12 protein-coding genes are annotated in these 16756 nt (G+C 52.5%); 3 read left to right on the forward strand and 9 right to left on the reverse strand.

The features are described from left to right. Nucleotides 1-80: 80 nt before the first annotated feature. Complete coding sequence (gene apbC / locus H511_RS0113330) at nucleotides 81-1169, reverse strand: iron-sulfur cluster carrier protein ApbC (RefSeq protein ID WP_027252746.1); 1089 nt, start codon at nucleotides 1167-1169, stop codon at nucleotides 81-83. Between the two features lie 163 nt (nucleotides 1170-1332). Here apbC and metG point away from each other — a divergent pair, with 163 nt between their 5' ends. Together metG and H511_RS0113345 are read left to right on the forward strand one after the other, a co-directional pair. Next, entirely contained in the window at nucleotides 1333-3372 is a 2040-nt protein-coding gene (metG, locus tag H511_RS0113340; protein WP_027252747.1) for a methionine--tRNA ligase, read from the forward strand. Nucleotides 3373-3774: 402 nt separating this feature from the next. After that, nucleotides 3775-5076 (forward strand): dicarboxylate/amino acid:cation symporter, encoded by a 1302-nt coding sequence (locus H511_RS0113345; protein ID WP_027252748.1) that lies wholly within the window; start codon nucleotides 3775-3777, stop codon nucleotides 5074-5076. 87 nt (nucleotides 5077-5163) lie between these two features. Here H511_RS0113345 and H511_RS0113350 read toward each other — a convergent pair whose 3' ends face one another. The 8 genes from H511_RS0113350 to H511_RS23405 form a co-directional block, all read right to left on the reverse strand. Beyond that, nucleotides 5164-6150 (reverse strand): HAD family hydrolase, encoded by a 987-nt coding sequence (locus H511_RS0113350; protein WP_027252749.1) that lies wholly within the window; start codon nucleotides 6148-6150, stop codon nucleotides 5164-5166. A gap of 104 nt (nucleotides 6151-6254) precedes the next feature. Beyond that, the gene (locus H511_RS23400) at nucleotides 6255-7511 is read right to left on the reverse strand and encodes a BatD family protein (RefSeq protein WP_027252750.1); all 1257 of its coding nucleotides are present in this window, start codon (nucleotides 7509-7511) and stop codon (nucleotides 6255-6257) included. A gap of 3 nt (nucleotides 7512-7514) precedes the next feature. Next, nucleotides 7515-9188, reverse strand: a complete 1674-nt coding sequence (locus H511_RS0113360) for a vWA domain-containing protein (protein WP_036759677.1) — start codon at nucleotides 9186-9188, stop codon at nucleotides 7515-7517. Continuing rightward, entirely contained in the window at nucleotides 9185-10195 is a 1011-nt protein-coding gene (locus H511_RS0113365; protein ID WP_027252752.1) for a vWA domain-containing protein, read from the reverse strand. Before H511_RS0113365 ends, H511_RS0113360 begins: the two co-directional genes overlap by 4 nt. Then, the gene (locus H511_RS0113370; protein WP_027252753.1) at nucleotides 10185-10721 is read right to left on the reverse strand and encodes a DUF4381 domain-containing protein; all 537 of its coding nucleotides are present in this window, start codon (nucleotides 10719-10721) and stop codon (nucleotides 10185-10187) included. The genes H511_RS0113365 and H511_RS0113370 overlap by 11 nt, the downstream gene beginning before the upstream one ends. Then, nucleotides 10718-11650: a DUF58 domain-containing protein gene (locus tag H511_RS0113375; protein WP_027252754.1), complete on the reverse strand. Its 933-nt coding sequence runs from the start codon at nucleotides 11648-11650 to the stop codon at nucleotides 10718-10720. The genes H511_RS0113370 and H511_RS0113375 overlap by 4 nt, the downstream gene beginning before the upstream one ends. A 10-nt stretch (nucleotides 11651-11660) precedes the next feature. Then, nucleotides 11661-12653: an AAA family ATPase gene (locus H511_RS0113380; protein WP_027252755.1), complete on the reverse strand. Its 993-nt coding sequence runs from the start codon at nucleotides 12651-12653 to the stop codon at nucleotides 11661-11663. Between the two features lie 77 nt (nucleotides 12654-12730). Then, nucleotides 12731-15004: a tetratricopeptide repeat protein gene (locus H511_RS23405; protein ID WP_036759679.1), complete on the reverse strand. Its 2274-nt coding sequence runs from the start codon at nucleotides 15002-15004 to the stop codon at nucleotides 12731-12733. 203 nt (nucleotides 15005-15207) lie between these two features. On the opposite strand from H511_RS23405, the gene H511_RS0113390 reads away from it, so the two are divergent. Then, entirely contained in the window at nucleotides 15208-16749 is a 1542-nt protein-coding gene (locus H511_RS0113390; protein WP_027252756.1) for an arylsulfatase, read from the forward strand. Nucleotides 16750-16756 lie beyond the last annotated feature (7 nt).

Raw genomic sequence — 16756 nt, forward strand, 5'->3', positions numbered from 1 at the left:
CAGAGCAAATGCGATCTTGCGCTCAAAACATTATGCAAATGCAACGGTAAACAAGGTTGAAACAGTTACATTGACTGCAATTACAGGGTTTTAATACTGATCTGCTCTGCCACAGGTTGCCCATGCCAATAGAGTCGGCTGGCGACACGGCCGGCTAACTCTATATAAGCCTGGGCCTGCTCACTGTCAGGTGAAGACGCCACTGTCGGTGTGCCTTCGTCAATATCCTGACGGATCTGAATATGCAGTGGCACCTGGGCCAGCAAAGGAATTGCGTAGTCCCGCGCCATTTTCTCCGCCCCTCCGGTACCAAAAATCGCCTCATGATGACCGCAGGCGCTGCATATGTGGTAGCTCATGTTTTCCACCACGCCAAGTACAGGCACATGCACTTTACTGAACATGTTGACCCCCTTGATGGCATCAGCCAGGGCCAGATCCTGCGGGGTGGTGATCACCACAGCCCCGGTGACCGGCATCTGCTGCGCCATGGTCAGCTGGATATCTCCCGTGCCGGGCGGCATATCGACCACCAGATAATCCAGCTCCGGCCACAGAGTTTCATTCATAATCTGCGCCAGGGCTTTCGATGCCATCGGGCCGCGCCACACAGTGGCATTATCGGCCGGCACCAGATAGCCGACAGAATTGGTATACAGACCATGCGCCAGCACCGGGGACATCATTTTTCCGTCCGGTGAGGACGGTTTTTCATCTGCCGCGCCCAGCATCATAGGCACAGATGGCCCATAGATATCGGCATCCAGCAGCCCGACCCGGGCGCCCAGCGCCTGTAATCCCAGCGCCAGATTCACGGCTGTTGTCGACTTGCCTACGCCGCCTTTGGCCGAACTGACTACCAGCAGATTCTTAACGCCTTTCAATAGCGGCTTGTCATTGGCGGCCAGCGGCGCGACCCGCACTTTGACACTGACGTTCAGATCAGTGGCAATCTGCTGAGCCTGCTGATCAGCAATCCAGTCTGTCAACGCATCGGCCACAGACGAAGCGGCAAAAGGCAGCGTGATGTGCACTTCCTGATCACCTTGCCAGTGGACGAGACCGGAAGTGTCCGCCCACGCATGCACCAGCCAGGGATGTGTAAACTGATTTAACCAGTCACACAATGCCGCTTTATCGGCAAAAGGACTGTCGGGATTATTCACCATGAGAAAGACCTGCTTGGTTCGTTGTAATACGCTGTTTTTATCCTATCACTTTGCGCCTGAAACCGCTCTAATTGTCAGTGATTACGGCTATGAATCAGGCCTGCCTTGGGGTACTATTCAAGGCTTATTATCTTTTTTACCCATCATGAGCGAATAGAGAAATATGGCTGCAAACCCAAGAAAAATTCTGGTGACCTGCGCCCTGCCGTACGCTAACGGTTCTATCCACCTTGGCCACATGCTTGAGCATATCCAGGCGGATATCTGGGTGCGCTATCAGCGCCTTCGCGGCAACGAAGTTCATTTCATCTGTGCAGACGACGCGCACGGTACGCCAATTATGCTTAAGGCCCAACAGATGGGGATGGAGCCTGAGCAAATGATTGCCGAAGTGAGCAAAGAGCACCAGGCGGATTTTGCTGGCTTCGATATCAGCTTTGATAACTACCACAGCACGCATTCTGAAGAGAACCGCGAGCTGTCTTCTTTCATCTATAACGAACTCAAGAAAAACGGCTTTATTACCAGCCGCACCATTTCTCAGCTGTTCGATCCAGAGAAAGAAATGTTTCTGCCGGACCGTTTCGTCAAAGGCACCTGCCCGAAATGTAAAGCGGACGATCAGTACGGTGATAACTGTGACAACTGTGGTGAGACCTACAGCCCGACGGATCTGATCAATCCGAAATCGGCAGTCTCTGGCGCCACCCCGGTAATGAAAGACTCAGTGCACTTCTTCTTCGACCTGCCTCAGTTTGAAAGCATGTTAAAAGCGTGGACCAAGTCCGGCGCACTGCAGGAAGAAACATCCAATAAAATGCAGGAGTGGTTCGATGGCGGGCTGCAGCAATGGGATATTTCCCGTGATGCGCCATACTTCGGCTTTGAGATCCCGGGCGAAACCGGCAAATATTTCTACGTCTGGCTGGACGCGCCTATCGGTTACATGGGGTCATTTAAAAACCTGTGTGACAAACGTGGCGATCTGAACTTTGATGAATTCTGGCACAAAGACAGCACTACAGAGCTTTACCATTTCATCGGGAAAGACATAGTGTATTTCCACAGCCTGTTCTGGCCAGCCATGCTGGACGGTGCCGGTCTGCGCAAACCGAGCAATGTCTTTGTTCACGGCTATGTCACCGTCAACGGTGCCAAAATGTCCAAGTCTAAGGGGACATTCGTCAAAGCCAGCACTTATCTGGAACATCTGGATCCTGAGTGCCTGCGCTACTACTACGCCGCCAAACTGAACAACCGTATTGATGATCTGGACCTGAACCTGGAAGACTTCTCACAACGCGTCAACAGCGATGTCGTGAACAAGATTGTCAACCTGGCTTCCCGTAACGCAGGTTTCATTACCAAACGCTTCGACGGCAAACTGGCCGACACCTTCGCAGAACCGGCGCTGTACCAGGAATTTGTGGCGGCGTCTGACCGTATTGCCGAGTTGTACGAGAACCGTGAATTTGGTCGTGCCATCCGCGAGATCACTGCCCTGGCTGACAAAGCCAACCAGTACGTCGATGAGAAAGCACCTTGGGTTGTGGCCAAAGAAGAAGGCAAAGATGCCGAGCTGCAGTCAATCTGCTCTGTCGGTATTAACCTGTTCCGCGTGCTGATGACTTACCTCAAACCTGTGATGCCAAAACTGGCAGAGCGCGTTGAAGGCTTCCTCAATGAAACCCTGACCTGGGAGGGTATCGCACAGCCACTGACAGGCCATGATATTGCCAAGTTCAAAGCCCTGTTCAGCCGAATCGACAGCAAACACATTGAAGCGATGGTTGAGGCATCTAAAGAAGATGCCGCCGCTGAAAAAGCCGCGGTTGCCAAACCTGCTGCCGGACCTTTGGTTGAAGAGCCTATTGCGGATGAAATCGAGTTCGATGACTTTGCCAAAGTGGATCTGCGTATCGCGAAAATCATCAGTTGTGAGTCTGTGCCAAAAGCGGACAAACTGCTGAAGTTCCAGCTCGATATCGGCGGCGAAACCCGTCAGGTTTTCTCTGGCATTAAGTCTGCCTATAACCCGGAAGATCTGGTCGGCAAGCTGACGGTTGTCGTGGCAAACCTCAAACCGCGTAAAATGAAATTTGGTATGTCAGAAGGCATGATTCTGGCTGCCGGCCCTGGTGGCAAAGATCTGTGGCTGCTGGAGCCTCATGACGGTGCCCAGCCTGGCATGCGTGTGATGTAAAACCAATTCACAGCAAAACATCTTAAAAAGGAGCAGTCGCTCCTTTTTTTATCCTTTTCCCTTGCTTCGCTGACTCCCCCCACCGGCAACTCTCTCACAATCATACGCTTCTCAGCGGTACATACGGCCCACGCACAAAGACGTTGATCTCTCCAAAATCGCAAAGAGCAGACGATCTAACTAAAAAATGCTTGCTATATCAGTATATAAAGCAATCAAACGGTTTCTTAATTGTTAATGAATTTAGGCTTTCACTAACAAATCGCTCAATAAAGTGTGATCTCATACAAGCTTTAAATCATGACATTGATTTTACATCGCGGGTTTGTAACCGGAACTGGTAATCTGCTCCGCGCTCTGAGGATCAGTAACAGAGCCACATATAATAAGGAGTGTTCTTTCATGAAAACCCAAAACAAAAAACTGTCCCTGACCGCCCGAGTCATTCTCGGTATGGTGCTGGGTATTTTGACTGGATTTATCATCCGCTCGCTTTTCGCTGACACGGCATTTGTTCAAGACTACATAGTTAACGGCCTGTTCGAAGTAGGCGGTTCCATTTTTATTGCCAGCCTGAAAATGCTGGTGGTGCCCCTCGTTTTCGTCTCACTGGTGTGCGGTACCAGCACCCTGAGCGATATCAGCACCCTTGGCCGTCTTGGCGGTAAAACGCTGGCCTTCTATCTCACCACTACGGCTGTGGCCATTACCCTTGCCCTGACCATGGGCACGCTGTTTAAGCCTGGCGAAGGCGCAGATCTGGCGGCCGCGACCTCATTTGCAGCCAAGGAAGCCCCTTCACTGGGTGAAGTGATCATTGGCATGTTCCCGACCAACCCTATCAATTCCATGGCGCAGGGCAATACGCTGCAGATCATCGTCTTTGCCATTCTGTTCGGTATTGCCATCAGTGCAGCAGGTAAAGCGGGCGAACGCATTGCCGGCGTCTTTGCCGATCTGAACGAAGTGATCATGAAGCTGGTGGCATTGCTGATGCACATCGCTCCTTACGGGGTATTCTTCCTGATGGCCAAGCTGTTCACCGGCCTGGGTCTGGATGCTATCTATAACCTGATGGGCTACTTCCTGGTGCTGAGTTGCACCCTGATTCTGCATGCGGTGTTCACATACGGCCTGATGCTGAAAATGTTCTCGGGTCTGAGCCCGTTCGTTTTCTTCAAGAAGATGGAAGATGCGATCATGTTCGCCTTCTCCACCGCTTCTTCAAATGCCACCATCCCGGTGACTATGGAAACGGCGACCAAACGTCTGGGTGTCAGCAATAAAGTGGCCTCATTCACTGTCCCATTGGGCGCGACCATCAACATGGACGGCACCGCCATCATGCAAGGTGTGGCCACTGCCTTTATTGCTCAGGCATTTAATATCGACCTGACCATGGGCGATTACATGGCTGTGATCATGACAGCGACGCTGGCCTCAATCGGTACCGCCGGTGTCCCTGGCGTCGGGTTGATCATGCTGGCGATGGTATTGAATCAGGTAGGGTTGCCGGTAGAAGGTATTGCTATCATCATGGGTGTTGACCGCCTGCTGGACATGATCCGTACTGCCGTCAACATCACAGGCGACAGTGTTGTCACCTGCATTGTCGGTAAATCTGAAAACGAGATGGATATCAGCCGCTTTAACGATCCAAAAGCAGGCGAAGAAGACGAAGAAGTGCACCTGCACAAAGCCTGATGCGCTGCTCTTACAGTCACTCAGTCCAGCCAATACGCCAGTCCACGACTGGCGTATTTCATTTCTGCTGCGGCACTGAAAAATGGCTTATTGCGGAAAAACCTGCTTCCAGTCCTGCTTCATATCTACGACGATCCACTGCTCTTTTTCAGCCACTGACAAGGCTTTGTCTAAGTGGCCGATGGATGACTCTTTATCGTAAGCCCATTCCCGCTCAGCATCGGTATGATGTAACAAGAGCGACATCCGGGGTCCACTGCCCGCTTTGGTCCATTGCAGCATAGCTAAGTCGCCGTCTGAGTTGCCAAAAGCAATCACAGGCCGCCTGCCGATAATTTTCTGAATATTGACCGGTTTTCCTTCTTTATCATCAATAAAGTCAATTTCAGGAAGGCGTGTTATCGCAGGCTTACCATCAATGAGTTTATATTCAGTTTTAATGCTCGAACCGATAATCTGCTCAGGCGGGATACCATAAACCTGAGGTGCCCAGGTTCGCATAAATTCGACACCACCGCCTGAAACTATGTACGTTTTGTATCCGTTGCTGTGCAGGTAGTTCAGCAACTCCAGCATGGGCTGGTAAACCATGTCGGTGAAAGGCTTGTTCGTCACCGGGTGCTTCGCGGTTTGCATCCATTGCTCAACCGACTGGGAAAACTGCTCTGTTGTCATGTTGGCATGAGTCACCATCACCAGCTTCATCAAGCCTTCCATGCCTGACTTTTTCACCCCTTCCATATCGCCTTTGAGAATGGAGGCGAAAGGTTCTTCCGTTTTCCACTCAGGGTGTTTGTCTGCTAGGGCTTTTACCCTGTCAATCGCGTAAAACAGCTGAAAATACGCCGGTTGCTCTGCCCATAAAGTGCCATCGTTATCAAACGTAGCAATCCGCTCAGAGGCAGGTACAAACTGCGCAGAGCTGCTGTCTGTGGTCTGTTCAACAAACTGCATCATCTGCTGTTTGGTTGCCGTGTCATTCCAGGACGGAAGCGGATCTGTGGCCGCTGAGGCGGCAGTAGTAATAACGGCATTCAACAATAGCAGAAGCAAAAACCTTGTCGCTCGAATCATACAAATCCCCTTAACAGTCAGAGTGCGAGTTTTACGTGATATAAAGATTCTCATTAATATGACGCTGTAAGCTTAGATCATGCGCCGGCAATTCAGTCAGTCCATTACAGAGGCGGATACCTGCGTGCCAGCTGGCGTAGCGGCTGCAGAACCTGATACTGGCTCTGCGCTTTTGCTCTGTGCGTGATTTGCCGCCACACCGACCGTACGAGCCGGCTGTCAATCTGCTCTGACATCAGCCTTTGGCTGTCTGCGGCCCACTTCTCATCCTGAGCAAAATCAGCAAGCGCGGTCAGATGCGTCTTTTCATAGAGCCTTTGATAGATAAGCTGGCGGCATTGCGGCCAGTCATTACGTCGGGCAGCCCGCCAGAGCAGATAACGCGATGGCAACGGGCGGCTGGCAAAATAGCGTTTGGCGAGCTGAAAGGCGAGCAAAGCCAGAGCAAACAGCACCAGCACAGCAATCAGCCAGGGCGCGTAATACTTCAGCCACGACTGCAGCGTATGTTTCACCGCAAAGGTTTTGCCCTCAAGGGTCAGGGTATTGAGCTGCTGATTCTGGCTGTCCCACCACTGCACCTCAATCGGCGGGAAACCTATCTCGCCGCCGGCCTGCAGCACGTAGGTTTCCTGCTCAGTTCTGCTGGCCGAATACATACCGCGGTTATAGCTATCTTGCAGATCACTGGGCGAGACATAAGTCTGGTAGGCATCATCAAACAAAGGCTGAGACGGGTTCGGCAGCATGGCGGCCAGCGTACTTTCTCCCTTGACAGTGATCCGCCGCGTGATACTGTCACCGGCGCGCAGGGTATCGGCACTCTGCTGCCAGGTCTGCTCAAGCGAAGCCCCGGATGCCGCAAACCAGGGCCGCTGGCCGGTCAGCGCCGGTGAGGGTAATGATGCCGAGAAACGAAGTTCCGGCGTCATTAAGGTCGCCGCTTTATTTTGCCCTGGAGACAGCGAAACCTCGACCGTCACTGGAATCGGCTGTATGACATACTGACCCGACTGGGTCACAAAAACCGGGATCTCCCAGCTTTGATGAGACCAGGTTGTCCCTTGCTGCTGCTCAGTATAGTTCACCGCTTTCAGGCTGCGTTGCGAGGTCATGAGTCCGGGATCGGTGATCTTGCCAATCCGGGTACCGGCAGTAAACCAGGTCGAAGTCGCCAGATCGAGGTGCAGGGTAACCATTTCATTCACCGCCACCTGACGAGCGTCTTTCTGACTGGCGGTCGTTAACCAGGTTTTGATCAGTACACGGTAGCTGTCACTGCTTTCTTCTGCCGCCAGTCCCCACGGCGCAGTCACTGTGAGTAGCAGGTGCAGCAGGACGAACATTAAAGCGCGGCGCATCGTTTAACGCTCCTGACTTTGTTGATACTGAATGGAAAATTTAGAGCGCAGAAACATTTTCGGATCCGCCTCTACCCGCTCCAGCCATTTGTTGGCGATATCTTCATCACCCAGCAGCTGCTCAGCGGTCAGTTTGTCCTGAATAATCGCCTGAGCATTAACCTGCTCATCCACGCCATCCGACGTCTGAGGTTCGTCCCCCAGCTCAACGGAACCCTCGTTAGCATTTTCACCGCCGGACTGGCTGTCACTGAACTGGTTAATCTCTTCGATAATCCCCTCAATCACCTGCAGGTTATGCTGCATAGCGGTATTATCCGGGTAAGTCTTCACCAGTTCCTGCAATAGCTTGCGCGCCGCTACATACTCGCGCTGATGGGCCAGCGCGTTGGCGGCATTGAATTGCATCACCTCTTCACTGCTTTGCATGAAAACAGTATGCGCGGCATTAAACTGAGACGCATAATAATACGCGACCCCTTTCCAGAGCGGATCTGCAAAATGCTCAGCCGCCTTGAGATAGTCACCCCGTCGAAAATACCACTGCCCCTGCTGATCCGGGGTCAGCCAGAGATCCAGCCAGAACTGCTTCAGCCGCTCTCCGGCATCAGGCGCCGGGGGAGCGGACTTCTGGCTGGCCGGATTAACCTGATGCACACTCTCAGCATAAGCCAGCTCAGGTACAGCCAACAGAGTAACAACGGCCAGTGCAGCCACGCTCCACTGAACCAGCCAGCCCCGGCGAAACCACAGCAATATAAGCAAGAGCACAGGAATCAAAAGGTAATAACCCATATCCTGCCAGGGCTGATGGGTGCTGGCATTCAGTGCCGCATGATTTTCAACCTTGCGCTTGATCCATTCCACATCTGTGTTATCCACCGTCAGGGGATGTAAATCTGCATTGCCGATATCAACCAGCGCATTGAGGTGATTCATGCTGAGCGGCAGATCGCTGGGGCGGGTGTCATCCCCTGCCGCTAATACCAGCAACTGATGCGTATGCTGGGAAAAATAGTCATGGAGCTGGCTGATACTCTGCGCCGACACATCATTGGTGATCAGTAACACAGTGCCCGGAATATCACGGCGCTGCAATTGCTGTTCAATCAGTGAAATGGCCGATGTCGCATTTTTCCCTTCCCTGGGCATGATTTCCGGTGACAGGGCTTCCAGCATAGGTTTGAACACAGCGATATCGCGCGTCAGCGGCATCGCAACATGAGCTGTCGCAGCGTAGGCAATCAAGGCATTTTCACCCCCGGCCCGCATCGCCAGCAAATCTTCCACTTTCTGTTTGGCGCGGGTGAGCCGGTCCGGGGCGACATCCTTCTCCAGCATGGCCTGGCTGGTATCCATCAGAACAATCAGCGGAGTTTTGTCTTCATGAAAAGGAGACGGCTGCTTTTTCCAGGTCGGCCCGGCACACACCAGAATCACCAGTGCCGTGGTCAGCATCAGGATCAGTAACGGTAATTGCCTGCGCCAGCCGGACCCACCGACAGTTAAGGCTTTTCGTAAGTGTTCAGGCAGAGTCCTCTGCCACTGACTGCCTGCTTCCTGGCTTTTCCACTGGACGTAGAAGAGCCAGACAAACGGCACAAACAGCAACAGCCACGCCGGCCGTATAAAACGAAACTGAGCCAGAACAAGTGCAAAGTCTGACATATCCATCATGCGGCCTCCCTCACTGTCCGGCTACGCCGCCAGGTAGCAAAACTAAAGGCCAACAGATACAGCAGGCTGACGACCATCAGCAAATAAGGGTGCAGCGAGGACTTGGGCTGATAATAGGTGCTTTGATATAACTGAGGTTCCAGTTCATTGATGGTGTCGTAAGCCTGGTTCAGCTCCTGGCTGTTCAGTGCCTGAAACGCCTTCCCGCCTGTTGTCGCCGCAACGCTATTAATTGTATCCATATCGATGGCAGTTTCGCCGACCGTCTGCGGGTCGCCCATCGCAATCATGTGGATTTTCACACTGCGGGCTTTCGCCAGCTTGGCCGCATCCTCGGGGGCAACATAGCTGTCAGTATCATTGCCATCCGTCAGAACAATTGCCAGCTTCTCTTTTGTTGACTCCCCTTGCTGCGGGTTGTCTTCAAGCAAAACCTTAATCGCCAGCCCGATAGCATCCCCCATATGGGTACTCAAACCGGCCATGGGCGTTTGCGCCTCATTGAGCAATGACAGCCAGGCCTGATGATCGGCGGTAAAGGGGGCCTGCACGAAAGCGGCATCACCAAAGAGAATCAGCCCCAGCCGGTCTCCCTGACGTTTTTCGGCAAAGCTGGCAAGCACTTGCTTAGCCGCTTCCAGGCGCGACAGCTTGTCGCCGGAGGCCGAGGTGAAATCGTCGGTATTCATAGAATCGGACAGGTCTACCGCCACCATCACATCACGGCCAAATTCCTGACGTTGTTGCGGTTTGCCCAGCAACATAGGCTTGGACAACGCGATGACCACCAGCACCCAGGAGGCCGTCAGCAAGGCCCGCTGCCAGAAAGCGGGCCGCAGAATGCTGGCGCCGCGCTCCGGTTTTTCATCCAGCGCCTCAACCAGGGCATCAAAAAATGGCACCTTGATCGCCGTCCGGCGTGTTTTGTAGCCAGGCGTCAGCCAGTACACCAGCAGGGGCAGCGGCAGCAATAACAAGGCCCAAGGATATGTCAGCTCAATGTTCATCTCGCCTCCAGAGCAGCCTGGGCTGATTGGGGTTACTGTGGTGCTTCACCCAGCGGTTGGCCAGGGTCAATAGCTGTTGCGCCTGGTCATCACTGAGAGTGGCATCAGGCTGCACCAGGCTGTCCAGCCAACACTGCCCGGCCGGAGAATCAAAACCTTCAGTCAGCGAAGCACTGGTGTCCAGATAGCGCAAAAACTGCCGGTCAAGGTGTGAAGCCAGTGAGGGCTGAACATGGGCCGCGGTCACTTTCAGCACCAGGAATAAATCACTCATGGCAGACGGAGATCTAGCCTGCTCAGTGCCCTGCTCTATCACCGCAATCGCCCTCATGGCTTCGCGACGGTAACGGTTAAAGCGATACAGGCGATACCGGTAGACAGCCCACAACAGCAAGCATACCACTAGCACAACACCCAATATCTGCCAGCCGAGCGTCTGAGGCCACCAGCTCACTGCGTCCGGCAGAGCGATTTCAGTCAAATCTTTCAGAATATAAGAGGAAGGGGGCGCCGGCTGCGTCATCATGCATTCTCCAGTGCCTGCTGGAATTGGCGGATATGGCCGCCAGAGGTATCCAGCTCAATAAATGGCAGGTGCTTCATGGCCATGATTTTGCTCAGCGTCTCCTTCCTTGCCTGATACAAGGCAGTAAGATGCCTGTCGACGGCCTGACTTTTTTCGCCGGGTTCAATGTTCATCTGCAGATCTCCGTCTGACACCACCCAGGCTTGCCCAGAAGAAAATGACTGCTCAAGCGGGTCGCTAATCGCAATACACAGGACATGCCCGCGCCGCTGTAGATGCTGCAATTTTTGAATACAGGCCGCATTGCACTGGTAGAAATCACTGAGGATAACCACCAGCGCATTACGCTCTTTTCGCTCCATCAGCCGCGTGAGCATGGCATCAAGCTGGTTTTGCTCTGACGAAGACGAAGCCACACTCAGCGACTGGTTGACTTCACAAAGCCGGTGGAGCTGAGCCAGAAACTCTGATTGCGTGCGGGTGGGCCGCGGGTCTGTTAGCTGATCTTCCCCGAAGATGGCCAGCCCGACACGATCGTTCTTTTTGACCACAGACCAGCCAATCAAAGCTGCGATTTCTGCCGCAACAACGGATTTCATGGTATCGACAGAAGAAAAAAACATGGTGGCGCGCTGATCAACACACAAAGTGACATGATGATCTTTCTCTTCGGTATACACCCGCACATAGGGCTCACCGGTGCGCAAAGTCACCCGCCAGTCCAGCTGACGGATGTCGTCGCCTTTTCGATAGTGGCGCAACTCTTCAAAGTTCAGGCCCCGGCCGCGAAAGTTTGAGCTGTGGCGCCCGGACAAAATGCTGTGGATTTTCAACAACGAAGGCGACGACAACTGTGCAGCCTGCACCTGCAAAGCCGCCAGCCTGGCAGGCTGACAATACAAGCGTGAATCCAGCAAGAGCTCAGCCATAACCTCACTCCTACCCGATCAGCACATGATCGAGTAACACCTGGATGACATCGTTCTTTGTCACTCCGTCAGCCGCGGCGCTGTAACCCAGATTCAGCCTGTGTCCCAGTACCGGCTTCGCCATCAACCGCACATCGTCCGGCTCAACATGATCCCGTCCGGCCAGCCAGGCACAGGCACGGGCACACTTGTCCAGCGCAATTGAGGCTCGCGGGCTGGAACCGACTTCGATCCACTCACTCAGCCTGGTATCTGGATAGCGCTCCGGGTGGCGTGTCGCCATCACCAGATTAACTATATAGCGCTCAACAACTTCGGACACATGAATGTCAGCCAACTGATCCCGGGCATCCAGCACTAGTTGCGGGTCGATCCGTTCCTCAGCAGAAGTCTGCTCCGCTTTCATTTTGCCCTGCGTCTTTTCTTCTGTACGTACCAAACGGACTATATCTAACTCGGCGTCATCTTCCGGGTAGTCGACAGTGACTTTCAGCATGAAACGGTCCACCTGCGCTTCCGGCAGCGGATAGGTGCCCTCCTGCTCGATCGGGTTTTGGGTTGCCAGCACAATAAAAGGCTCAGGGAGCGTCCGACTGCTGTCTCCGACCGTGACTGTGCCTTCTGCCATGGCTTCCAGCAAAGCAGCCTGCACCTTGGCGGGCGCCCGATTAATTTCATCAGCCAGCAGGATGTTGTTAAAAATGGGGCCGGGCTGAAAAGTCAGCTGTGGTTTACCGTCGGCATCTTCCTGGTACATGTCGGTACCTGTCACATCCGAGGGTAAGAGATCCGGCGTGAACTGCACCCGGCCAAATCTGGCATCCATCATCCCGGCAAGCGCTTTCACCGAACGGGTTTTTGCCGTTCCCGGTAAGCCTTCCAGCAAGATATGGCCATTGGTGATCAAACCGATGACAATTGAACGGGCAACATGGCTCTGTCCGATCACGGATTGGTCAATTTTTTCCAGCAGTAAATTCATTGCCTGTTGTGCAGCATTCACGTGAGTCACTCCTGTCACTTGTTATTGCTTATCGCATCCGGCTGGCTCAACCACGGGTTACCGCTGCCCGCATCCGGTCAGGGCTGCGCGCGTTTCATCATTACGATCTGCTGCACCAGTTGCTGAATCTGCGGGTTGCCCGGCAGCAGTTGTACCAGCTTCTGCGCAAAATACAGCGCATTATCATAATCTTTGAGCATCAGATAATTCTGCACCAGGGTATAGTGCACATCCGGGTTGGCCGGTGATTGTGTCAGCGCCCGATGCAGGTAAGTTGAAGCCACCTGATACTGCCCCTGATCCTGTAACAGTAAACCGTAAGTATAGAGGTAGTTTATTTCTTCTCCCGCATTATCAACGGTTTGTTTCAGCGAATGCAGTGCCTTACCCTTGTTGCCGCTCCGTACCCAGCTCATTGCCAGCGCATAATGCACGCTGGCTTCCTCCGGCTGTACCGCCAGGGCCTGTTCAAGCACGGCGCGCACCTGGGGTTCATTTCCGGCACGACGGTAAACTTCAGCCAAATTGACATAGGCCGGTGTGTAAATGGGTTCAACATCCATCGCGGTTTTAAAATGCTGTTCGGCGGCCTGGGTATCCCCCATTGCCAATGCCAGATTTCCCAGGTTGGTATGGGCAAAGCCGCGATCGGCATTGTAACGCTGCATTTGCCGGTAGCTGCCCAGCGCCTGCTCAAGCTGCGTCTTTTGTCCGGCACTGAGCTGAGCCGCATGAGGTAAGGTCAGCATAGGTGCAAGAGCACGCGCCGCATTGGCTCTGATTGGCGCATGCTTGTCGGCCAGTAACGGAGACAGCATGCGGTAACGATCCGCCAGAGGATACTGTGCGGTTGCTGCAATCGTCGCCTGCCGTTTCAGCGGCTCGTCATCACGTAAGGCGCGAACAATGGACACCAGCGAGTTTCTGTCCGGATAATTGGCCATTCTTTCAATGGCCGATGCCCGGACGATATCCGGTAATGTATTGTCCTGCGCGATGCGGGTAAGCTGTTCCGATGCTGAAGGCACCCCCTGATCAGCGGCCCGGAAAGCCAGCGAGAAATGATCCGGGTTTCGGTGCGAGGATGTCGGATACCAACTTTCCACCTGCTTCTTCGCCCAGGTTGCGCTCTGATCCTGATGGCAAGCATTACAGGCATTCGGCGCGGCTGTCTTCAGCGACAGATCAGGCCGGGGGATCCGAAAGCTGTGATCGCGCCTTGGGTCAATCTGCATATACGTGGTGGCAGGCATATGACAATCCACACACTGACTGCCTGCACCATTCGCCGCGTGTTTATGATGTTCGGTTTTATCGTAACTCTGTGGGTTATGACATTGGGTACAGGTTTGATTAGCCGGTAACACCAGCTCACCGGAATGGGGATTATGGCAGTTAGTACAGGTGACCCCAGCCTGATACATCTTGCTCTGCAAGAAAGATCCCCAGACATAGTTTTCGTCCCACACCTGTCCATCGGCATGATAAAGCTCTGGCGTCAGCAGCGCCCCCTGGAAGTGCTGTGAAAAATCCATTGGCCCGGTTCTGTCTGCAAATTGAGTACGTCTTGCATGACAGGAAGCACATACCTCAATTTGCTGGCTGGCTTGCAAAGGCGCAGCTGGCTGCATGCTGCCGTCCGCCTGCTGATAAAATAGCGGTGTTTTTTTCCCTATAGACTGCTCAAAGCCTTTATGGCTGATGTCGGTGTTTCCTGCCGCCCAGGCAAGGTGTTGCTGAGGCTCGCCATGGCAAGCCTGACAACTGACATTCACGACACTGTAGGTCGACTGATAGGTTTTTGTTTGTTCATCAAAGCGCTTTTCGAAATTCGTCGTATGGCAGTCCGCACACATTTGGTTCCAGTTCTGCCCCATTTGCATCCAGTGAAACGGGTCATTGGCTTGCTGGTCCGGGTGCAGGTCAAACCAACGCTGCCCGCCTTGTTCTTTCTCTCTGCTATCCCAGGCAAAAGGTAAAAACTGCAATTTCCCATCCCCAACTGAAAACGCATATTGTTGAAGTGGATAATAGCCAAAAGTGTATGCCACTTTATATTCGGCCCGCTGCCCTGAAGGTTCAATAATATCAATCAGATATTCTTTTTCCCTTTGCCGCAATTGAAAAACGGTTTCATCTTTTTGAAAAGTTATACCGTCAAATTCAGCCAAAACATCAGCAGCATTTGCTTGAGCCATAGCATGAAAGTGATGCGACTCTTTCCATTGTTGCACTTCTTTTTTGTGACAATTTACACACTGAGTGTCTAGATTATTCTGAGATACAGCATCAAAAGAGAGCATCAGTATGCTCAGAAAAAAAAGTGCGCTTGTGACAAAACATTGCTTCATTAAAAAATACTTACTTTCGACTGGTTAATATCTGTATAGCAATTAAACTTATTATTCACAACAAGTTACCGTTAGGACATCAGCCTTCATCAAAAGAACAACACTTACTGCGATATAAACATAAACCAAGTTTCTGAACCCGTGGCATTTGCCGTACAAAGGAGGTTATTTTGATTTCTCTTAAGTCAAAAATAACAAAGCTTATGGTTATTTTCGGGGTTGCCTTTTGTGCAACCAGTATTAGTGCAGCAGAAAAACCCAACATACTCGTGATTTGGGGGGATGATATTGGCGTTCATAATATCAGTGCCTATAACCACGGTATTATGGGATACAAAACCCCGAATATTGACCGCATCGCGAAAGAAGGCGCGATGTTTACCGATGCCTATGGCCAGCAGTCTTGTACAGCCGGTCGGGCGTCATTTATTCTGGGGCAGCACCCGTTCCGTACCGGCTTATTAACTATAGGTATGCCGGGTTCAGATCACGGTATTCCGGACTGGTCGCCAACCATTGCTGATTTATTACATGAACAGGGGTATGTCAGCGGCCAGTTTGGTAAAAACCACCTGGGTGATCAGGACAAACACCTGCCCACTAATCACGGTTTTGATGAATTTTTTGGTAACCTGTACCACCTGAATGCGGAAGAAGAACCTGAAGGTTATTACTATCCGAAAGATCCTGAGTTTCGCAAAAAATACGGCCCGCGCGGCGTCTTAAAATCCACCGCTGACGGTAAAGTCGAAGATACCGGTCCGCTGACCCGTAAGCGGATGGAAACTGCAGATGAAGAGTTTATGTCTGCTGGTCTGGATTTCATGGAACGCGCCGTGAAGAGCGATAAGCCCTTCTTCATGTGGTTTAACACCACGCGTATGCACGTATGGACACACTTAAAACCTGAGTCTGTCGGCACGACGGGGATTGGTCTGTACCCTGATGGCATGGTTGAACATGACAAGTCCATCGGTACGCTGCTGGACAAGCTTGATGAGCTGAAGATTGCTGACAACACTATCGTTGTGTACTCAACCGATAATGGCGCCGAGACCATTTCCTGGCCAGATGGCGGTACCACCCCCTTCCATGGTGAAAAAGGAACCACCTGGGAAGGCGGTATGCGAGTACCACTGGTGGTGAGATGGCCGAATGTCATTAAGCCGGGTACGATTTATAACGATATCTTCTCTCATGAAGACTGGATGCCGACCTTTCTGGCAGCTGCCGGTGAACCCGACGTGGTCGAGAAGTTGAAAAAAGGGTACAACGCCAATGGTAAAGAGTTCAAAATTCATGCGGACGGCTATAACTTTATGCCTTACTTCGAAGGCAAAGCAGAGCAAGGTCCGCGTGACAGTATCTACTACTTTGGTGCAACCGGTGAGCTGAATGCGGTTCGCTGGCAAGACTGGAAAATCCACTTCGCCACGCTTTCCGGTGGTATTAATACCGCCGTTCGCGAAACACCGGCCTGGCCTCTGGTGATCAACCTGCGGGCTGACCCATACCAGAAAGGGGCACTGGAGTCCGGTATGTACCTGAAGTGGTATGCAGAAAACACCATGTGGCTGTTTGTACCGGTACAGCAAAAAGTCATGGAATTCCTGAAAACAATTCCGGAATACCCATTCCAGCAAGGTTCAAGCCTCAGTGCGAGCAACATCAGTTATCAGACCCTGATGACGCAGGATGCCTTGAAAAAACTTGAGGCCCTTGATGCCCGGGTACCGAGAAATTAACAGTCTA

It is taken from the genome of Photobacterium halotolerans DSM 18316 (assembly GCF_000425165.1).
Taxonomy (GTDB): Bacteria; Pseudomonadota; Gammaproteobacteria; order Enterobacterales; family Vibrionaceae; genus Photobacterium; species Photobacterium halotolerans.